The sequence below is a fragment of the Alteribacillus sp. YIM 98480 genome (assembly GCF_009765375.1).
Lineage (GTDB): Bacteria > Bacillota > Bacilli > Bacillales > Marinococcaceae > Alteribacillus.
In genome coordinates, this window is the sequence record NZ_VTOK01000006.1 from 58,424 (window position 1) to 78,488 (window position 20,065).

Consider the following 20,065-nt stretch of genomic DNA (forward strand, 5'->3'; position numbering starts at 1 on the left):
ATGTTGAGGAAATCAGTATAAGTGCAACTAGGAAAATCATCTTCACCTGAATGCTTGGCGCTTGCAAACTTTTATAATGTAAAAAAACAATAATGGTTTAAAAAAACGAGCAGGGAAATATCCTATGCTCGTTTTGCTATTATCTCTAAGTTTTTGAAAATTTTTCTATAAAATACGTTGAATTTTTCTAAAAACCTTCTATAATAAATTTAGCTCACAACTAGATTAATAGATTAGATGGCTTCGTTTTGAAAGCCATTCTTTCAGACAGGAGAAGAAAATGAAGAGACATATATTAATTATGGCAGCTGCTCTATTGTGGAGCACTCCGGTTGCTGTAAATGCAGATAGCCATTTGTCTGCCACTCAAGGAGAAGAATCGGTGTTTACTGATATTAGTTCTGCATATTGGGCTTATAACGAAATTGATCGTATGCGGACATTGGACATTTTTCAAGGATATGCAGACGGAACGTTTCGCCCGAGTAATTCAATTACGCGTATGCAGACTATTATAACTGCTGTAAGACTGCTAGGACTTGAAGAGGAAGCAAATGCAAAAGATTTCAGTACTCCGGTTGATTTTAAAGATGCAGAAAACTATTTTGGCAAAGAGCGCAACCAATGGGCTAAAGGTTATGTGCTTGTAGCCATAGAAGAAGGGCTTCTTTATGAAAATGGTGAACGTTTAGATCCAAATAAACCAGCTGAGCGGCTTTGGGTAGCTAGTGTTTTGATTAGAGCGCTAGGATATGAAGAGGAAGCACAGGAACTAATGTCAGCTGATGTCACATTTAAGGACAAGGAAGAAATTCCGAAAGATGCTGCTGGATATGCTGTTGCAGCAGAGAAATATGGCATTTTTTCGGGTTCCAGTAACGGAGAGTTCCAGCCTTCTGTTTCTATTACAAGAGCTCAGATGGCAACAGTACTCGACCGAACGTATAAAAAACTTCTTGCAAATCCACAAAGTAAAATGTCAAAAGATACGTTCATTTATGCAGAAGGTAACGAAGAGAAAATAAAAGAATTGATTCGTCACGGTGAATCGTATCAAGGCGCAGAATACCTTTTTGGTGCAGACCCGTCTAGCACAGAGTTTTTTGATTGTTCTTCATTTACGAAAAAGATTTATGGGGAGATAGGGATAACCTTGCCGAGAACGTCCAGAAGTCAATTTCAGGCAGGTGAAAAAATAGAACAAGAAGAGCTTCAAACAGGTGATTTAGTGTTTTTTGACACAAACGAAGATGAAGGTATTAACCATGTAGCTGTTTTTATAAATGAAGAAACACTTCTCCACGCTACGCGAAGTAAAGGTGTAGATTACACGGCATTCACAGATTACTGGAAAAAATACTATACAGGAGCCGTTCGCGTTATTGAACAATAAAAGAAAAATGAGCCCCCGACCTTCTTACAGAACGGGGGCTTCATTAATACCTTATGAGTTTGGCAGTTATCCGTTAAAAACTTTAACTTTTTCTCGGCTTAAAGAAAGGAGACTATAGCGCACACCCTGAACTCCTTGTCCAGATTGTTTCACCCCTAAGAAAGGGAAATGGTCTGGACCACGGGAAGTTTTGCCGTTCAGCTGAACGCTCCCTACTTCTAATTGATCAGCTATACGGTTGGCGGCGTCTATATCTTGTGTAAATACGCTTGCTTGCAAACCGTATTCTGATTCGTTCGCAATTTGGACAGCTTCTTCTTCTGATTTAACTCGAATGATTGGCAAGACTGGTCCAAAAGGTTCTTCCCAAGCAACGCGTGATTCAGTTGTTACTTTATCTAACAAAGTAGGGGCCAATAGACTGCCGTTTCTATCATCCCCAGTAATAACTTCCGCACCTTTGTCTATCGCATCATCAATCAGCCCTTGTACATAGTCTGCACTTTTTTTATTAATAAGAGGAGTAATATCTGCATTTTCTTCTGGCTGTCCGACTTTCAGTTCTTCTGCCTTTTCTTTAATCTTCGCAACGAGCTCATCCGCGGTGTCTTCTTTTACGAGCACTCTTTTGATTGCAGTGCAGCGTTGTCCAGAATAAGAAAATGCACCTGCTGCAATTTCTTTTGCTGCCTTATCCAGGTCTGCATCCTCAAGAACAATAGCAGGATCTTTACCGCCAAGTTCTAGCACCATTGGAACCATGCTTGCTTTTTTCGCCATATTCATGCCTGTTTCAGAACCGCCTGTAAAGGAAATTTGATTAATTCCAGGGTTGGTAACAAGCGCATCGCCGATTTCAGATCCACGGCCTGTGGCAATATTTACAAGCCCTTCAGGCAAACCTGCTTTGTCGAGTTCTTCAATCATCATAATTCCACTTAAAGAGCCTTGTGTTGCTGGTTTAAAGACTATACCGTTGCCCATCATAAGAGCAGGAGCTATTTTAGATGCTGAAAGATTGACCGGATAATTAAATGGGGCAATAGCAAGAACCACACCTAAGGGAACGCGATTGACCTGTGCAATTTTCTTAGGTGAACCGCCATTATAGCTGTCTCCAGTAAGAAGATCTCCGGTGATGCGGCACGCTTCTTCGGCCGTGTGACGGATTAAGTCTGCTGTACGCACCACTTCATCAATGGCAGATGATTTTTTCTTAGCCACTTCATGCATAATCATAGAGCCGATTTTCTCTTTGTTTTCTACGAGATTATCAGCCCAGCGGTATAGTAATTGTTTTCTCTCATGAAGTGGGGTGTTTTTCCAATCTTTTTGCGCTGCATTTGCAGTTTTTACTGCTTCATCTACTTCCTTTTCTGAAAGCGCTGGAACACTTCCGATTTCTTCGCCCATTGCTGGGGAATATAAGGTGATACGGTTTCCATTTTCGCTTTCTTTCCATTCACCATTTAAAAGAATATTTTTTTGTTCTGTTTTTACACTATTCATTAACATAAAGACCTCCGCTATAAAATGTGTTTTGCTGTACTAGTTATGAATTTTTTCTGTATCAGTTTTGGAGCTTGTTATATACCTTAACAAAAGTTGCCGAAAAAGTTAATTTTCCTGCTTATGTGATCTAACTCTCGTCAACAAAGGGAATGAAAGCGTTACAATAAAGTTCAGTAAAATCAATTTTTTCAAAAAACTTAAAATAAGGTACTAAAGTAATGGTTAATAAGACTTAATATTTAAGGTTTAATAATGTAAAAAGATCTTAAAAAAAGGAAAAAAATAACTTTAACCTGATATATTTGGTGATATATTCCATAAAAATATTTTTGAAGGTAATGGTTTAAAAAAGGATTGTGTAGAAGAGATTTTCAATAGTAATCCTAAACTAGAATAATAAATAGAACTATTTTGAAATAAAACAAATAAAGTATAACAGAATAAAAAATAAAGTATAACAGAATGTTGGGAGTGGATTTTTCTCAGCAAAAATATAAACCGGTTGCAGAAAAAGATGAAAAATAAATAATGACCTATATATTGTACGGATTTTTCAAATAAATTCAGAGGGTTTTGAAGTTAAAATAAAGGTGTGATACATTTAAAAGCGAATAAAAATATTTATATTAATAAAAACATTCGTATTATAATCATAGAGGAGTGAGAGAGATGTTTGGAGCACCATTAAAAGAAGATGCAAAAAAAATAATGATTCTTGGAGCAGGGGAACTTGGAAAAGAAGTTATTATAGAAGCCCAGCGTTTAGGCGTAGAAACAATTGCTGTTGATCAATACGAAGATGCTCCTGGTATGCAAGTGGCCCATAAATTTTATACGATTAATATGTTATCTAAAAAAGAACTCCAAGGTGTTATTGAAAAAGAAAAGCCAAGTTATATCGTGCCTGAAATCGAAGCGATAGATACAGCAACATTAAAAGAATATGAAGAAAAAGGCTATACTGTTATTCCGGCTGCTTTTGCAACGAAATTAACCATGGACCGAGAAGGAATAAGGGAGCTAGCTTGTAAAGAACTGAATTTACCTACAGCAAAATATACTTTTGCAAATAATATAGAGGAATTAAAAGTGGCAGTTGAAAATATAGGCACGCCATGTGTTATCAAACCGGTAATGAGTTCGTCAGGTAAAGGCCAGAGTATTTGCCGATCTACCATGGAATTTGAAAGTGCATGGAATGAGGCTATTGAAAGCGGAAGAGGTAAAAATTCTCGAGTGATCGTTGAAGAGCTTATTCCGTTTGAGGCCGAAATTACTTTGCTAACCGTTCGCTCTGTGAGTGGGACTGCCTTCTGTGCACCGATTGGCCATGTTCAAAAGGATGGGGATTATGTTGAGTCGTGGCAGCCAGCTGACATTGCTGAGGAACAATTAAAAGAAGCAGAAGAAATTGCAAAAAAAATTACAGATTCATTAGGTGGTTATGGCATTTTTGGGGTTGAATTATTTATCACCCCTGAACGAATATTTTTCAATGAAGTTTCTCCTCGCCCCCATGATACTGGCATGGTGACGATGACAACCCAGGATTTGTCTGAATTTGCTCTTCATGTACGAGCGTTGTTAGGTTTTCCAATTGATGATGTTCATCTTGTGAACAGCGGGGCCACCCGGACAATAAAAGCTAAAAATGAAAGCAATGCTTATCAAATAAGTGGAATGGAAAAGGCTTTACATGTACCGCGGACACAAGTAAGGCTGTTTGGAAAGCCGACTGCTAAACCAGGAAGAAGGATGGGAGTCGTACTTAGCTCGGCAGATACAGTCGAGGCTGCGAGAAAGAAAGCCAATGAGGCAGTTTCTTATATAAACATTATAGATAATCACTCAACGTAATATTGTTCGAATCTCCTCTTGCCTATGTGAATACGTATAGGCAGGGGGGGATTTTTTGCAAGAACTACCATTACAGCATTTTTACACGGTCCGTCCAGGAGATACTTTGTATAACATAGCCAGAAGGTGGGCACTTCCTATTGAAACAGTTATAGCTGCAAATAATGTAACCATTCCTGATATGTTATTTCCAGGGCAGCAGCTATCTATTCCGCCAGGGGTTACCTCTTACAGGGTGGATACTGGTGAAACTATATATCAAATATCTCAATTTTATGGTGTACCTATGTCTGTCATTATAAAAGCTAATAGTTTGCAGGCACCTTATTTCATTTATCCTGGCCAATTGCTTTCTATCCCGGCTGGGGTACCTTATTATACAGTACAGCCAGGAGATACCCTTTTTCAGATAGCTAGAAGGTTTAATGTAGTAACAGCAGGGCATAGCAGACCTGAATTAATTAGACAGGTCAACCAGCTGCCATCTGTTGAAATTATACCTGGGATGAGAATAATGATTCCTTTTGCTCCACCCGGAACTGATGGATTAATAGCTTATACATCTGATAAAAGTGGTATTTTCGATATCTGGCTTTACTCGTTATCTAATGGTAAGCACGTTCAACTAACGAGAAGATTAGGAGCTTCTTTTAGTGAACCTATTTGGGCGCCTGACAGTACTCGCATTGCTTTTACAGGTGAAAACCGATTCATTTATGTACTTTATCTAGAAAGTGGTAAGGCGGCCTTGATCGATCAATTTGAAGTAGAAACCCTTTTTACTTTACATTGGTCTCCAAACAGCCAAATGCTTGCTTATACAAAACATGATTACATTGTATTATATAATGTGATTTCTCATCAGGCTCAAAGCATACCAGAGCCTGGTGCAAGTGATGTACAGTGGTTTCCAAGCGGGGAGGAGATCCTTTTTCAAGCCCCTGATGAGTCAGGTATCAGCCAGTTATTTCGCATGAAAACAGATGGCACGAGTAAACAACAAATTACGCAAAATCAAGATTTTCCGCTTCATAATGTTCGCTTGTCCCCTGATGGGCGTTTTGCTTTGTATACTTCCCCTGGAGTTAGTATCTCTATTATTTATAGTATAGACTTGACGTCTGGTGAATTATTTGAAGTTAGAGGCGGTCCATTAGCTAAAAATTATTACCCTGAATGGTCACCAGATGCTGCTAGAATAGGGTATAGTGCTACTGCTTTTTCTGAAAAGGGAAATTTTTCACTTATCCGAACTGCAGGGAAAAGAGGGGAGAATGATCGTACATGGGCAATTTCTGATTGTTTTGCAACGCCGGTGACCTGGTCTTATGACAGCAAAAAAATTGCTTATCTTTCTGGTTGTAAAGCCGAACAATTATTTGCCGGAGAAATGTGGTATCTAGATCTTTCTCATCCAGTACCTATTGCCCTAACAGCTGGTATAAGAATTACTTCTTTTCAATGGTCTCCACAACCTATTAGTCTGCCAAGAAAAACATATTATAATGAAACTTATAATGTAAGCTTTGAATACCCATTAAATTGGCATAAAGTGACTCCAGAACGCTATGAGGGAGAAGATGGTTTTTTCCAGATTGCTGCTATTTCTGCCGGCCCAGATATAAAAGAAGTTTGCAGAAATGAGGCTTTTCATTCCTTAATGCCCTACGGCTCGCGACCTCAGATCATAAAAACAGAGAAACATTCTCAAGAAGCTTGTTTCATTTTTCCATCTAGTGATCAACCTCTTGAACTAGAAGAGCAAGCTGCTTTCATTGTAAGATATCCTTCTCCGGTTTATATACAAGGGGAGCAATACAATTACTTTATTCTATGGGCAAGCAAGGATGAAATCCACGAACTCGTTTCTACATTAGCTTTTATAAATACGTAAAATTATCGTTAAGTATGTTAATGAACTACTTTATGACTAATGTTTATTTTAAAAATGAAAAGTAATATTGGATATTCATTACAACAAGTTTTTTAATGAGCGTTCTTGCATTCATTTGAAAAACATGGTAAAGTGAATTTACTTAAGTTTGTTCATGCTTCTTAAAGTTAGAAAAAGGGATAACCTATTTCGTCTTACCGCAGAGTAGAACAAGATTTAAGAATAAATGTTGTGTGTTTTAAAACACACAAGGAGGAAATGGAACATGGAACAAGGTACAGTAAAATGGTTTAACGCAGAAAAAGGATTTGGATTTATTGAACGTGAAGGTGCTGACGATGTATTCGTACACTTCTCTGCTATTCAAGACGAAGGGTTTAAAACTTTAGAAGAAGGACAAAGCGTTTCTTTTGACATTGTGGACGGTCAGCGCGGACCACAAGCAGCTAACGTACAAAAATAATACACCAAATCAAGCATATACAAGCATATATATGTGAACATCTACTCGGATACAAACCACCAAAGCTTTATTTGGTGGTTTTATTTTATAAGGTAAGAAGTGATAAATATTTGGCGTTTTTGATGTCTAGCTTTACCGCCCAGCCGCTCGGGGTTTCTTCCCTTTCGACTCCGGGCCGCAGGCGACCCTGCTCGAAAGCTCCAGAACCTGTCGCGGCTGACCAGGGCGCTTACGCTTTTCTGATAAATACCATTTTAGAGTCGGCAGAAATAAACAAAGCGCAAAATAGGATTGACAGTAATAGAAATTTATTCTAGTCTGTTTTGTATAGACTAATATTCATAATCATAAAAAACTACATATTGGGAAAAGGTGAAAACAGTCTATGAAACTGTTTTCTTAATAGGGAAGTCCGGTGAAAAACCGGCGCGGTCCCGCCACTGTAACTGGGTGTCTGCTTGCTAAACCACTTTCGGCTTCATAAACCGGAGGGAAGGATAAGTTGATGAAAACCAGGAGCCAGGAGACCTACCTTTTTCAACAACATCGTTTAACCTACGGGTCATAGGGAGGTGTTAAAGTGCGTGGGTTTCACTGCTCTGTTTGACAGCAGGCGCAACCTATTAATCTCGTGAATACTAAGCATCTTTAACATTCTCCATGAAGTGTTGAAGATGCTTTTTTATTTTTCATAAACTTTTACTAATTCTATTAGATAAACTTGACTTGCCGCCGAGTCCTTATGGTGGAAGTCCTAGTTTTTCTTATACTTTGATCCTTTAACAAAGTAAACTTTCCTAAAGTACCCATGAAAGGATGATACGTATGACAGCCGGAAAGATATTTGTAGTTGGCTTTGGTCCAGGTGATGAAGCCCATATGACACACCGGGCAAAAGAAGCAATTGTAGACTCTGATAGTGTCATTGGCTACAAAACGTATATGGATCTCGTCAGCCATTTAATACAAGGGAAAGAGCTAGTGCGTACAGGGATGACAGAAGAAGTAAGCAGAGCCCAAGAAGCTGTCAAGCAAGCCGAAAACGGAAAAAAAGTCTCGGTTATATCGAGTGGAGATGCTGGTTTATACGGGATGGCTGGTCTTGTTTACGAAGTGTTAATCGAAAAAGGCTGGAAAGAAGATGAAGGAATTAGTGTCGAAATTATTCCTGGCGTTTCAGCAATTAATTCTTGTGCTTCCCTTCTAGGTGCTCCGGTGATGCATGATGCTTGTACTATCAGCCTCAGCGACCATCTAACTCCTTGGGAACTCATTATGACAAGAGTGGAAGCAGCAGCAAAAGCAGATTTTATTATCGCTCTTTATAACCCGAAAAGCGGTAAACGAACGCGCCAAATAGAGGAAACGCAGCGGATACTATTAGAACACCGTGACCCGAAAACACCAGTAGGTCTTGTGAAAAGTGCTTTTCGAGAAAGACAGCATATTGTTATGACGGACCTTGAACATATGCTTGAGTATGAAATTGGAATGCTGACAACGGTCATTATCGGAAATAATTCTACGTTTTACTATGATGGAAAAATGATCACTCCGCGAGGATATCAACGAAAATATACGTTAGGAGAAGAAAAACAGCCTTTAAAGCCAGCACAGCGACTGAAACGTGAAGCTGAACCTTGGGCAATGCATGGCGGAAAAGACGAGAAAGTGGATTCATCTGTAAACCCAAAACCATCACCCATGAATTCAGTTGAACTAGCTGAGGAAGCCCTTTTCGCTGTAACAGGGGAAGCTCCTGAAAAACCGGCAAATGAAAGTCCAATTTTTAAACAAACGGCTGTTTTTGAATTTGCTGTATCTCCAGGTGTTTGGAATAAAAAAGTGAATGCAAAGCAGCTCGCATTTTTAGCAGAGGTAATTGGTGAGAAGGGGGAAGTTTCCTATACAACCAGTCACTATTTGCAGGTGTCTCTAGAAACGGATGAGCCGCAGACGATTACAAGAAAGCTTGAACAGGACGGGTGGCTGATTTCCCCTGTTGGAGATGTCATACATGTGAAAGCATGTGACTTTTGTGACGGAGAAAAGAAAGACGGTATCCCATATGCAGAAGAATTACAAGATAAACTGGGCGGTTTGAAAGTTCCTAAAGTAATGAATATAGGGTTTAACGGCTGCGGAATGGCTTGTTATGGAGCGGTCACTGATGATATTGGGATCATTTACCGAAGAGGGGCGTTTGACTTATTTCTAGGCGCCAAAACAACCGGACGAAATGCTCACACCGGCCAGCCCGTAGCGGAAGGTCTTTCCCCAGATAAGCTAGTGGAGACGATGGTAAACGTCATTGAAGAATATAGAGAAAAAGGGCTGCCAAACGAAAGGTTTCACAAATTTTTTAAACGCATACAAAATATCCAAGGTTTCCAATATCAAGAGATGCCGGAACCTGTCAAAGTGGACAATCCATGCGAATAGAGGGAGGAAGCTAATGAAAGCCGTACTTTTTATTGGCCACGGAAGCCGTAAACGAGAAGGAAACGAGAATATATTATCGTTTGTAGAGAAAGTAAAACAGACCATAGACGTACCAATTGTTGAAACGGGGTTTTTAGAATTTGCGGCGCCAACGATATCAGATGGCATTGACGCGTGTGTTAAACGAGGAGCCGATAATGTTGCATTGGTACCTATTATGTTTTTCCCAGCAGGACATTCCAAAATTCATATCCCTCATGCAATGGATGAAGCGAAAGAAAAATATCCAAACGTTCGTTTTACTTACGGACGGCCAATTGGAATTCACCCAGAAATGGTAAATATTTTACAGGGAAAGTTAACAGATGAAACCGGGCTGCCAGAAGAAGGAGATGTGGACACCGCCGTTCTCCTTGTCGGCCGAGGCAGCAGTGATGCAGATGCTAATAGTGAATTGTTTAAACTCTCCCGGCTGCTTTCCGAAAAATTAAATCATCAGTTAGCAGAAATCTCTTATATCGGTGTTACTAAACCAACGGTAGAAGAAGGGGTGAACCGGCTTTCACGACTTGGAGCGAAGAAAATAATCATGGTTCCGTACTTTTTCTTCAGCGGTATTTTAGTAGATCGAATGGATGAGAAACTATCTGCCTTTGAAACCGAATATCCAGATTTGGATTTTTCTATGACGAAACCAATTGGCTTTCATCCTCGGCTTGAAATCATCTTGGAAGAAAGAGCGAAAGAAGCACTTCAAGGAAATGCCAGCTTAAATTGTGACATGTGTCAATACAGACTGTTTGCCATAGAACATATGGGAATTGATCATCACCATCATCATGAACACGATCATGATCATCCTCATAGTCATAATGAGGACAATGAAGATGCAGTTCAAGCGGTGAAAGGAGAACAGCCATGATATTTATGCTCGCAGGCACAAGTGATGCAAAAGAACTGGCTGAAAAGATAAAACAAGATGGACACTCTCTTTTAGCGTCGGTTGTAACAGAAGAAGCTGCTGATAAACTGGAAGCAAGCGGGATCAAGGCAAGAACGGGACGGTTATCAGCAGATCAAATGACGTCAGTGTTAAAAGAAAACACGGCCAGAGTGGTAGTCGATGCCTCTCATCCGTTTGCAGAAGACGCTTCCCGCCATGCGATACAATCTGCCGAAGAAGCTGGTATTCCATATATTCGCTATGAGCGAAGTTCGATTCATACCTACGATAAAAAAGTAAACAAAGTAAATTCTTATGAAGAAGCAGCCGAGAAAGCAGCTGAAAAAGGCGGCACCGTTTTTCTTACAACAGGAAGCAAAACATTAAGCGTTTTTGCTGAAAAACTTGTGAAAGACGAAAATGTAAGAATGATCTGCCGTATGCTTCCGCGCTTAGAAAACATGGAAAAATGCAAAGAGCTTGGTATAGCTCAAAAAGATATTGTGGCGATGCAAGGCCCTTTTTCAAAAGAACTTAATCATGCTTTGTACAAGCAGTTTGATGTCGATGTTGTCGTTACAAAAGAAAGCGGTAAACAAGGATCATTTGATGAAAAAGTAACCGCAGCACTTGACCTTGATTTAGAAGTGATTTTAATTAAAAGACCTAATGTAGATTATGAAAAAGTGACAGATTACCCTGAGGAAGTACTCGATTATCTTCGAGGTTTACTAATAAAGGAGGAGCAGTAAATGGATTTTTCAACCGAATTTAAACCACTAACAGTGCAGCCAACTGAAATTGAAGGAAAAAGCTTTGAAATGATTACAGAAGAGATCGGAGAACACTCTTTTACAAAAGAGCAATATCCTGTTGTTCAGCGTATCATTCATGCTTCTGCTGATTTTGAATTAGGAAGAAGTGTACAATTTCACCCTGATGCTGTACGAGCAGGCGTAGCTGCAATCCGCTCAGGCAAAGGAATAGTAGCAGATGTACAAATGATACAAGCGGGGATCAGCAAACCGAAGCTCAAAAAATTCGGCGGAGACGTAAATGTTTATATATCCGATCCAGATGTGATTGAAGAAGCGAAGCGTTTAAATACGACCCGTGCGATTGTCTCCACCCGAAAAGCGATCAAACAGGCGGATGGAGCCGTATTTGCCATTGGGAATGCACCAACTGCTCTTTTGGAACTTATTCGTCTTGTGAAAAGTGGAGAAGCTAATCCCGGGCTGGTGATTGGAATGCCGGTGGGATTTGTTTCCGCGCAAGAGTCGAAAGAAGAGCTAGCTAAATTGGACATTCCTCATATTACAAATTTGGGAAGAAAAGGCGGCAGTCCCGTAACCGTTGCTGCTGTAAATGCGCTTATCCGTATCGCAGAAGAACAGGTGGCTCATGAAGAAAAAATCCGCACCTAAAAAAGACCCGAAAGATTTACGATATGGGTATACGACAGGAGCCAATGCGACAGCTGCAGCAAAAGCAGCGATGCTAAGCTTGGCTTCTCAAACAAAGATTATGACAGTAGAAATTACGCTTCCAATCGGAGAGCGTGTGACCTTTCATATGAAAGATATAGAATACGATACGGAATCGGCGCAAGCAAGCATTATTAAAGATGCAGGTGATGATCCTGATGCTACACACCAAGCTGAAATTATAGCGTCAGTAAAGTGGAATGATGAGTTAGTCATAGACGGGGGCAAAGGGGTTGGACGTGTGACCAAAACCGGCCTTCCCGTTCCTGTAGGTGAAGCTGCAATAAACCCGGTGCCGCGAAAAATGATAACAGAAATGGCGAAGGAAGTTCTTGGCGAAACAAAACATGCAGGAGCTGAAATTATTATTTCTGTCCCTGAAGGGGAAACCATTGCAGAACAAACCATGAATGGAAGGCTGGGCATCATCGGAGGAATTTCTATTCTCGGTACACGCGGCACAGTGGTTCCTTTTTCTACTGCTGCATTTAAAGCAAGCATTGCACAAGCAATAAGTGTAGCTTCTGAAAGCAGCTGCGAACATATAATACTTTCAACCGGCGGGCGAAGTGAAAAATATGCGATTACGTTATTCCCAGAGCTGCGAGAAGAAGCGTTTGTAGAAATGGGAGACTTTGTTGGATTCAGCTTAAAACAGTGCAAAGCAAAAAGAAGAAAAAGGGTAACCCTTGTTGGAATGATGGGGAAATTTTCAAAAGTGGCGCAAGGAATTATGATGGTACATTCAAAAAGTGCGCCGGTCGATTTTGGATTTTTAAAAGAATTGGCTGCACAAGCAGGTGCTGATGAGAAGCTGCAGCAAGAAGTAGAAAATGCCAATACGGCAACAGAAGCCGGTAATGTTATGAAAGAAGCAGGTTTGGATGACTTCTTTTCCCTTTTGTGCGAACGTGCAGCTAAATCAGGTTATGAGCATGCAGGCGGAGGAATAGAAGTTGAGGTTATTTTAATGACGATGAAAAATGATCTGCTCGCTCGAGTCGTTTATGAAGGACCGCTTGAAGAGAAAGAAGGGAAACAGGCATGACGATTAAGGTAATTGGTATTGGAGAAGACGGAAAAGAAGGCCTTCTGCCGCTTTATCATGAGTGGATCTATAACAGTGAGCGTTTAGCAGGAGGACATCGCCAGCTTTCTTTTTTTCCAGAATATAAAGGTGAAAAAGTCGTGCTGGAGGGAGGTTTAAAACAGAAAATTGACGGCTGGGAGAACAATCCAAAAGATACTGTTGTTCTCGCTTCTGGAGATCCGCTTTTTTACGGAATAGGTGCTTACCTTTCTAAAAAACTTCCTGATGTCACAACTTATCCTGCTTTAAGCTCGCTTCAACTTGCTTTTGCAAGAATAAAAGAAAGCTGGCAGGATGCAAAATTTCTTAGTGTTCATGGCAGAACATTAAAGGGTCTGGCCCAAAAAATTGCGGGACAGAAGAAAGTATGTTTATTAACTGATAAAAAAAACAATCCAGCTGTGCTGGCCCGATACTTGCTGGATTACGGGATGAAAGAATACGAGATCTGTATTGCTGAACATCTTGGTGGTAAAAACGAAAAAGTACAATGGTTTTCGCTTGAAGAAGCAGCGGGCTATGAGGCAGAACCGTTAAATGTTGTTATTTTAAAAGCAGAAAACCCTAAACCAAAGCCATCTATTGGTATTGCCGATGATTTGTTCAAACAGCGCAAGCCAGATAAAGGGTTGATTACAAAAAAAGAAGTGCGGGTGTTAAGTCTTTCTGCTTTAAACTTAAAAAAAGACAGTACAGTCTGGGATATTGGGACATGCACAGGATCAGTTGCTATTGAAGCCGCTCATATATGTACAGAGGGCAGTGTTTACGCAATAGAAAAAAATGAAGCGGACCTCGCGTATGCGAAAGAAAACGCTGCTGTCCTGCGTGCTGATATACACTTACATCACGGAAAAGCTCCTGAAAATATGGAAGAATGGCCTGCTCCTGATGCCGTGTTTTTAGGAGGTACGGGCGGAAACATCAATAAATTGCTGACATTATGTGTGGAAAAAATGCAGCCGCATGGCAGAATCGTTTTGAACGCAGCTACGATTGAGACACTGCATGAAGCCCAGGACATTTTTAAACAACTTGGCTGTGACGTGGATATAACCATGGCTCATCTTGCACGCAGTAAACCTATTTTACATATGACACGTTTTGAAGGATTGAACCCAGTTTATATTATTACAGCGAAACCAAAGGAGATGACAGAATGAGCCGTTACGGAAAAATTATTGGTACAGGAGTTGGACCGGGGGACCCGGAACTTTTGACGATTAAAGCGTATCGTGCTTTAAAAGAAGCGGATGTCGTAGCGTACCCGCGAAAACGAAAAGGCGCAAAAAGTTATGCTTATCAAATAATTGAACCTTATGAACACATGATTAAAGAAAAAATTGGTCTCGTCTTTCCGATGACAAAAGATAAAGAAATACTAGAAAGAGAGTGGAACCAAATCGCTGTAACTTTATTTGAACAAGTGAAAATGGGCAAAAATGTGGCATTTGTCACAGAAGGAGACCCAATGCTTTACAGTACGTTTATTCATTTATGGAAAACCGTAAAAAAACATTACCCCGAAGTTGAAATTACTTCCATCCCAGGGATCTCTTCTATAACTGCGATTTCTTCCAATATTATGGTTCCGCTTGCAGATGGTGATGAATGGACTGCAATTGTGCCCGCAACAGAAGACCGCGATAAAATGAAGCAAGCACTGTTGCAGCATGACGGGATTGTATTTATCAAAGTGGCGAAAGTACTGCCGATGATGATCAGCTTACTTGAAGAATTAGGACTGGCAGATTCAGCAGCGGTAGCCACAAAAGTGACGTCCAAAGAAGAATGGATTTGGAAAAACGTGGCCGAACTTAAAACAGCAGAACTTGAATATTTAACATTAATGATGGTGCGAAAAGAGAAGAAAGAGGTGCTGACATGACTGAACCAATGGTTTATATTATCGGGGCAGGACCAGGGGATCCTGAACTTGTTACCGTAAAAGGAAAACGTCTCATTGAAGAAGCAGACCTTATTCTTTATACGGATTCTCTTGTTAATCCTGACCTTTTCAAAAACATTAAACCAGAAGCTGTTGTACAAAAAAGTGCAGGAATGGATTTGGAAGAAATTGTACAAGTGATGGTAGAAGCTGCAAAGGATGGCAAAAAAACAGCTCGGGTTCACACTGGGGATCCAACCGTTTATGGCGCTATATTAGAACAAATGAAAAAGCTCACCGAAGAAGGTGTAGAAGCAGAAATCGTTCCCGGAGTGAGCTCTGCTTTTGCCGCTGCAGCAAGCGCCGGTCTGGAACTGACTGTACCTGAATTAACACAAACCGTCATTTTAACAAGAGCAGAAGGGCGCACCCCAATGCCGGATAAAGAAAAACTGGTTGATCTTGCCAGCCACCAGTGCAGTATTGCTCTGTTTCTAAGTGCGACTTTGATTAAAAAAGTAGTTCGTGAGTTTCTTGAAGCTGGCTGGACACAAGAAGATGCTGCGGTTGTTGTATACAAAGCAAGCTGGCCCGATGAAAAAGTAGTCCGTACAACGCTTGGAAATCTTCATGAAGACATGCGTGCAAACGGAATTACAAAACAAGCAATGGTGATCATCAGTAAAGCGGCAGATAAAGAACTCATTCAAAGCGGGACTTATGAATCCAAATTGTATGATAAAACATTTACACATGGCTACCGAAAGGGTGTAAGCGCCCATGAATAAAATAGCGGTTGCTGCTATCACTAAACATGGTACCGAATTAGCTCGTCACATTCATAAAGGGTCCCCTCAAGTAGATGTGTTTTATATGAGCAAGTTTGAAAAAGGAGACGAAAAAGAAAAAGGTTTCACTCTTTTTGAAGGATCTGTCCGCAAACAGCTGCCGGCTTGGTTTGAAAAATATGACGGAATTGTCATGATTATTTCTCTAGGTGCGGTTGTAAGAATGATCAGCCCTCTTTTAAAAGACAAGAAAATTGATCCGGCAGTTGTTGTCATTGATGATAAGGGAGAGTTTGTCATTAGTGTCCTTTCCGGGCATTTAGGGGGAGCTAATAGTTTAACAAGACAATTAGCTTCTCAGCTTCATGCTGAGCCTGTCATTACAACGGCCTCAGACGTACAGGGAACCATTCCAGTCGATATCTTCGGACAAACTTTTGGCTGGACCATTGAGGATTTTACCCATGTCACTCCCGCCAGTGCAGCTGTTGTTAATGAAGAACCGCTTCTCATTATTCAGGAGGCAGGTGAAAAAAATTGGCAGCCTTCCTCTAAACCACTTCCGACCCATATGAAAGTAGTATCTTCCATTAATGAAGCGGAAAATGAAACCGCTAATGCGGCCCTTTTAATCACACATAGGGAGCTTTCTGAAGAAGAACAAGCCAAACTGCCCGATACTCATGTTACTTACCGTCCTAAAGTGATTCATGTAGGGATCGGCTGTAACCGAGGGACAAAAGCAGCTGAAATTGAAGAAGTGATTACCAGCACATTTCAAAAATTGCAGCTAAGTAAATCTTCTATAAAAAAAGTGGTTACCATTGATCTAAAAAAAGATGAAGAAGGACTTTTGCATGTGTGTGAAAAGAACAATTGGCCTTTTGATTATTACTCACCGGAAAAATTAAACCGTGCCCCCATCCAAAATCCTTCAGAGGTCGTGTATAAGTATACAGGAGCTTACGGTGTGAGTGAACCAGCAGCTGTGCTTTCTTCCGGTAATGAAACATTGCTGCTAGAAAAAGAAAAGTCAGGAAATGTAACGATTTCTGTGGCTGTTCAAGAGGAATTTGAATAAAAAGGAGGTAAATTAACATGAATCCAAGAATTGTGATTGCTGGCACAGGAAGCGGCGCGGGTAAAACGACGGTTTCCATCGGTTTAATGGCTGCATTAAAAAAACAAGGATTACACGTTCAGGGGTTTAAATGCGGTCCCGATTATATTGATCCAAGCTATCACACAGCTGTTACAAAAAGACCTTCTAGAAACCTGGACAGCTGGATGTTAGAAGAAGAACTGATGAAAAGCGTGTTCCAACAGGGCAGCCAAGAAGCAGATATTTCTGTCATTGAAGGGGTTATGGGAATGTATGACGGCAAAAGTCCAGAATCCGATGTTGGAAGCACGGCTGAAATCAGTAAAATGCTAAAAGCACCTATTATTCTCGTTATAAATATAGGAGCAATGGCGCGTAGTGCTGCTGCAATTGTGAAGGGATTCCAACTGTTATCTCCGGAAGTTAATATTGGCGGTGTGATTGTCAATCAAGCAGGAAGTGAAGGACATGCTAAACTGTGTCAAAAAGCCATTGAAAAAGAATGCGGTATTCCGGTAGTGGGCTATTTAAAAAAAGGAGATGTGCCGGCCATTCCTGAGCGTCATCTAGGACTTATTCCAGCAATTGAACGCGGAGAATTGGATGATTTTTTTGAACAACTGGGAGAAACAATGAAAGCCCAGGTTGATCTTAAAAAAATACAGGAAATAGCAGGACAGGCCCCTGAATGGACGGTAAAGCCTATAAAACAAGAGCAAGCAGACAAAAAGGTAAACATTGCGATTGCTTATGATGCAGCGTTTAACTTTTATTACCCGGAAAACCTTGAGCTATTAGAAGAAAACGGGGCAAATTTATTGTATTTCAGCCCGCTAGCCGGAGAACTTTTGCCTGAAAACAGTCATGCGCTGTATATTGGCGGCGGCTTTCCTGAAGAATTCGCAAAACAACTGGCAGAACAAGAAGACGTGAAACATTCCATCCGAAACTCTATAAAAAGTGGACTGCCTGTATACGCTGAATGCGGCGGCTACATGTATTTAACAGAAGAGATCATTACAACAGACGGAAACAGCTACCAAATGCTCGGTCTTATCCCAGCCGTAGTTACAATGAAAAATAAGCTGGCCGCTTTAGGATATCGTGAAATTACTGCATTAGAAAATACAACTATTTTAAAAGCTGGTGACACAGCAAAAGGCCATGAATTTCATTATTCCGTTTCTGACGTGAAAGACGATTGGAATGATGCTTATCACGTAAAAGCTCTTAGAAAATCCGGTCAAGAAGGTTTTGTGAAAAACAACATTACAGCCGGTTACACCCACGTTCACTTTGGATCTAATTCTTCTATTGCTAACCGTTTTGTCGAGCAAGCTGCAGAATGGAAAGGCGTCCGGGAGGAAGTTAAATGAAAAAAGGATGCGTTTTTTTAACAGGAGCAGGGCCTGGTGATCCTAAGCTCCTCACGTTAAGGGCTGTTGAAACTCTTCGTATCTCTGATGTTGTGGTGTATGACAGGTTAGTAAACCAGGAAATATTACAAGAAGTAAAACATGGTGCAGAAAAGATATATTGCGGGAAACTGCCGAAAAACCACACGCTTCGCCAAGAACAGATCAATCACATTTTAAGTGAAAAAGCACTAGAAGGAAAAGTGGTAACCCGGTTAAAAGGCGGAGATCCTTTTGTTTTTGGCCGCGGTGGAGAAGAAGCCGTTCATTTAGCATCGTTAGATATTCCTTTTGAAGTTATTCCTGGTATCACCTCTGGTATTGCGGCACCTGCCTATGCAGGCATTCCAGTTACACATCGTGCTTTTGGCGGGACATTAGCTGTCGTAACCGGACATTTGCCAAATGAACAAGACAAAGAGCAATGGAGAGCGTTAGCAAAGGGGATAGATACAGTTGTGTTTTATATGGGTATGAATCAGCTTGAGTCAATCACTACTAGATTAATAGACAGCGGGCAATCTCCTGATACTCCAGCAGCTGCTATTGAGTGGGGAACGACAAGCAGACAGCGTACGGTAACGGCTGCGCTAACGTCACTTCCCTCTGAAGCAAGGAAAGCCGAGATCAGCAATCCGGCTATTATAATAGTAGGCGAAGTAGTGCAGCTTCGTGATAACATGCGCTGGTTTATTGGAGAAGCGGATATAGCCTCGGAGCTATCTGCATTTACACACAATGAAACATAAATACCTGGTACCTATCCCTTTTTTATTTGCCGGATTAACTGCATTCTTGTTTTTATCTTTTTTTGCTTCTTTGATGCTTGGTTCGGCCTCTGTTCCAGTCAATGATGTGTTTGGTGTGTTATGGAAGGCAGCAGCAGGTTATAGCCCAGCTGATATGACAACTTATGATCATATTGTTTGGAGCTTACGTATCCCTAGAACGATTTTAGCTCTTACGGTTGGAGCAGGTCTAGCTATTGTGGGAGTTGCCATTCAAGCGCTCGTTAAAAATCCGCTTGCCGATCCCTACATACTAGGTGTATCTTCTGGTGCATCTGTCGGGGCAACGCTTGTCATATTAGCGGGGGCCTTTTCTTTTTTTGGAACGTATGCCGTTTCCGGAGCTGCTTTTTTAGGAGCTTTATTAACAGTAGTAACGGTTTATATACTTGCTCAAAATCGTTTTAAAATTTCTGTATCGAGACTGCTTTTATCAGGAGTGGCTGTTTCGATGATGCTTAGTGCCTTAACGAGTTTTCTTGTTATGATGAATCCGCGAGAAGAAGGCATACAAACGGCACTTTACTGGATGCTTGGCAGCTTATCCGGAGCAGCTTTTGATGAGTTATGGCTCCCTGTAGCAGTAGTAGCTTTAGGTTACTGCTTTTTGCACCAATCGTTTCGTTCATTAAATGTACTTGTCACAGATGATGCAACTGCGCAGTCTTTAGGATTAAATATAGAATCGTTTAAAGCAGTAATCATTATCATTACTGCGTTAATTACTGGCGTACTGGTAGCGTTCAGCGGTGCGATTGGCTTTGTTGGCTTAATGATTCCTCATATGGCACGCATCATCGTTGGAGCAGATCATCGTGTGCTGCTCCCAGCCAGTGCCATGCTTGGCGCTGTATTTATGGTACTAGCAGATATTGCTGCTAGAATGCTAGTGGCACCAGAAGAGCTTCCGATTGGTATTGTTACAGCTATTTGCGGAGGACCGTTTTTTATATGGCTTTTGCGTAGAAGTAATTACGTAGTCTAGGAGGAAAAAGAATTGAAG

General features: G+C 40.8%; 17 protein-coding genes and 1 riboswitch. Of the genes, 16 read left to right on the forward strand and 1 reads right to left on the reverse strand.

Features of this window, described 5'->3' with window-relative positions; translation table 11 throughout:
- Positions 1-280 precede the first annotated feature (280 nt).
- Positions 281-1,393 carry an S-layer homology domain-containing protein gene (locus FZF09_RS09090; RefSeq protein ID WP_158736282.1) on the forward strand — a complete coding sequence of 371 codons (1,113 nt, stop codon included), beginning with the start codon at positions 281-283 and terminating at the stop codon, positions 1,391-1,393.
- Positions 1,394-1,459: 66 nt separating this feature from the next.
- Here the strand turns inward: FZF09_RS09090 and FZF09_RS09095 are convergent, their stop codons facing one another.
- Positions 1,460-2,902, reverse strand: coding sequence for an NADP-dependent glyceraldehyde-3-phosphate dehydrogenase (locus FZF09_RS09095; RefSeq protein ID WP_158736283.1), 1,443 nt, complete (start codon positions 2,900-2,902; stop codon positions 1,460-1,462).
- A gap of 672 nt (positions 2,903-3,574) precedes the next feature.
- Between FZF09_RS09095 and purT the strand changes: the two genes are divergently transcribed.
- The 15 genes from purT (at position 3,575) to FZF09_RS09170 (ending at position 20,047) form a co-directional block, all read left to right on the forward strand.
- Positions 3,575-4,762 carry a formate-dependent phosphoribosylglycinamide formyltransferase gene (purT, locus tag FZF09_RS09100; protein ID WP_158736284.1) on the forward strand — a complete coding sequence of 396 codons (1,188 nt, stop codon included), beginning with the start codon at positions 3,575-3,577 and terminating at the stop codon, positions 4,760-4,762.
- 55 nt (positions 4,763-4,817) lie between these two features.
- Positions 4,818-6,656 (forward strand): LysM peptidoglycan-binding domain-containing protein, encoded by a 1,839-nt coding sequence (locus tag FZF09_RS09105; RefSeq protein WP_158736285.1) that lies wholly within the window; start codon positions 4,818-4,820, stop codon positions 6,654-6,656.
- A 265-nt stretch (positions 6,657-6,921) separates the two neighbouring features.
- Positions 6,922-7,119, forward strand: coding sequence for a cold-shock protein (locus FZF09_RS09110; RefSeq protein ID WP_091580023.1), 198 nt, complete (start codon positions 6,922-6,924; stop codon positions 7,117-7,119).
- Between the two features lie 353 nt (positions 7,120-7,472).
- Positions 7,473-7,669: riboswitch (cobalamin riboswitch) on the forward strand.
- A gap of 275 nt (positions 7,670-7,944) precedes the next feature.
- A complete protein-coding gene (cobJ, locus tag FZF09_RS09115) occupies positions 7,945-9,561 on the forward strand; it encodes a precorrin-3B C(17)-methyltransferase (RefSeq protein WP_158736286.1) in 1,617 nt (538 codons plus the stop codon).
- A 13-nt stretch (positions 9,562-9,574) separates the two neighbouring features.
- Positions 9,575-10,483, forward strand: a complete 909-nt coding sequence (locus FZF09_RS09120) for a sirohydrochlorin chelatase (protein WP_158736287.1) — start codon at positions 9,575-9,577, stop codon at positions 10,481-10,483.
- On the forward strand, positions 10,480-11,256 hold the full coding sequence (gene cobK, locus FZF09_RS09125; RefSeq protein WP_158736288.1) for a precorrin-6A reductase: 777 nt from the start codon (positions 10,480-10,482) through the stop codon (positions 11,254-11,256). Before FZF09_RS09120 ends, cobK begins: the two co-directional genes overlap by 4 nt.
- Positions 11,257-11,931 carry a precorrin-8X methylmutase gene (locus FZF09_RS09130; RefSeq protein WP_158736289.1) on the forward strand — a complete coding sequence of 225 codons (675 nt, stop codon included), beginning with the start codon at positions 11,257-11,259 and terminating at the stop codon, positions 11,929-11,931.
- A complete protein-coding gene (locus FZF09_RS09135; RefSeq protein ID WP_158736290.1) occupies positions 11,909-13,039 on the forward strand; it encodes a cobalt-precorrin-5B (C(1))-methyltransferase in 1,131 nt (376 codons plus the stop codon). Before FZF09_RS09130 ends, FZF09_RS09135 begins: the two co-directional genes overlap by 23 nt.
- Positions 13,036-14,244: a precorrin-6y C5,15-methyltransferase (decarboxylating) subunit CbiE gene (cbiE, locus tag FZF09_RS09140; protein WP_158736291.1), complete on the forward strand. Its 1,209-nt coding sequence runs from the start codon at positions 13,036-13,038 to the stop codon at positions 14,242-14,244. Before FZF09_RS09135 ends, cbiE begins: the two co-directional genes overlap by 4 nt.
- Entirely contained in the window at positions 14,241-14,969 is a 729-nt protein-coding gene (cobI, locus tag FZF09_RS09145) for a precorrin-2 C(20)-methyltransferase (protein WP_158736292.1), read from the forward strand. The genes cbiE and cobI overlap by 4 nt, the downstream gene beginning before the upstream one ends.
- Positions 14,966-15,757 carry a precorrin-4 C(11)-methyltransferase gene (gene cobM, locus FZF09_RS09150; protein WP_158736293.1) on the forward strand — a complete coding sequence of 264 codons (792 nt, stop codon included), beginning with the start codon at positions 14,966-14,968 and terminating at the stop codon, positions 15,755-15,757. Before cobI ends, cobM begins: the two co-directional genes overlap by 4 nt.
- A complete protein-coding gene (locus tag FZF09_RS09155) occupies positions 15,750-16,838 on the forward strand; it encodes a cobalt-precorrin 5A hydrolase (RefSeq protein ID WP_158736294.1) in 1,089 nt (362 codons plus the stop codon). The genes cobM and FZF09_RS09155 overlap by 8 nt, the downstream gene beginning before the upstream one ends.
- Positions 16,839-16,855: 17 nt before the next feature.
- Positions 16,856-18,235, forward strand: coding sequence for a cobyrinic acid a,c-diamide synthase CobB (locus FZF09_RS09160; RefSeq protein ID WP_370514442.1), 1,380 nt, complete (start codon positions 16,856-16,858; stop codon positions 18,233-18,235).
- Positions 18,232-19,023, forward strand: coding sequence for a uroporphyrinogen-III C-methyltransferase (gene cobA, locus FZF09_RS09165; RefSeq protein ID WP_158736295.1), 792 nt, complete (start codon positions 18,232-18,234; stop codon positions 19,021-19,023). Before FZF09_RS09160 ends, cobA begins: the two co-directional genes overlap by 4 nt.
- Complete coding sequence (locus FZF09_RS09170) at positions 19,013-20,047, forward strand: FecCD family ABC transporter permease (RefSeq protein WP_158736296.1); 1,035 nt, start codon at positions 19,013-19,015, stop codon at positions 20,045-20,047. The genes cobA and FZF09_RS09170 overlap by 11 nt, the downstream gene beginning before the upstream one ends.
- Positions 20,048-20,065 lie beyond the last annotated feature (18 nt).

Excerpts from the sequence above, each read along its gene's own strand:
- FZF09_RS09090 (WP_158736282.1), top strand. The coding sequence starts at position 281 with ATGAAGAGACATATATTAATTATGGCAGCTGCTCTATTGTGGAGCACT.
- FZF09_RS09095 (WP_158736283.1), bottom strand. The coding sequence starts at position 2,902 with ATGAATAGTGTAAAAACAGAACAAAAAAATATTCTTTTAAATGGTGAA.
- purT (WP_158736284.1), top strand. The coding sequence starts at position 3,575 with ATGTTTGGAGCACCATTAAAAGAAGATGCAAAAAAAATAATGATTCTT.
- FZF09_RS09110 (WP_091580023.1), top strand. The coding sequence starts at position 6,922 with ATGGAACAAGGTACAGTAAAATGGTTTAACGCAGAAAAAGGATTTGGA.
- cobJ (WP_158736286.1), top strand. The coding sequence starts at position 7,945 with ATGACAGCCGGAAAGATATTTGTAGTTGGCTTTGGTCCAGGTGATGAA.
- FZF09_RS09120 (WP_158736287.1), top strand. The coding sequence starts at position 9,575 with ATGAAAGCCGTACTTTTTATTGGCCACGGAAGCCGTAAACGAGAAGGA.
- cobK (WP_158736288.1), top strand. The coding sequence starts at position 10,480 with ATGATATTTATGCTCGCAGGCACAAGTGATGCAAAAGAACTGGCTGAA.
- FZF09_RS09130 (WP_158736289.1), top strand. The coding sequence starts at position 11,257 with ATGGATTTTTCAACCGAATTTAAACCACTAACAGTGCAGCCAACTGAA.
- FZF09_RS09135 (WP_158736290.1), top strand. The coding sequence starts at position 11,909 with ATGAAGAAAAAATCCGCACCTAAAAAAGACCCGAAAGATTTACGATAT.
- cbiE (WP_158736291.1), top strand. The coding sequence starts at position 13,036 with ATGACGATTAAGGTAATTGGTATTGGAGAAGACGGAAAAGAAGGCCTT.
- cobI (WP_158736292.1), top strand. The coding sequence starts at position 14,241 with ATGAGCCGTTACGGAAAAATTATTGGTACAGGAGTTGGACCGGGGGAC.
- cobM (WP_158736293.1), top strand. The coding sequence starts at position 14,966 with ATGACTGAACCAATGGTTTATATTATCGGGGCAGGACCAGGGGATCCT.
- FZF09_RS09155 (WP_158736294.1), top strand. The coding sequence starts at position 15,750 with ATGAATAAAATAGCGGTTGCTGCTATCACTAAACATGGTACCGAATTA.
- FZF09_RS09160 (WP_370514442.1), top strand. The coding sequence starts at position 16,856 with ATGAATCCAAGAATTGTGATTGCTGGCACAGGAAGCGGCGCGGGTAAA.
- cobA (WP_158736295.1), top strand. The coding sequence starts at position 18,232 with ATGAAAAAAGGATGCGTTTTTTTAACAGGAGCAGGGCCTGGTGATCCT.
- FZF09_RS09170 (WP_158736296.1), top strand. The coding sequence starts at position 19,013 with ATGAAACATAAATACCTGGTACCTATCCCTTTTTTATTTGCCGGATTA.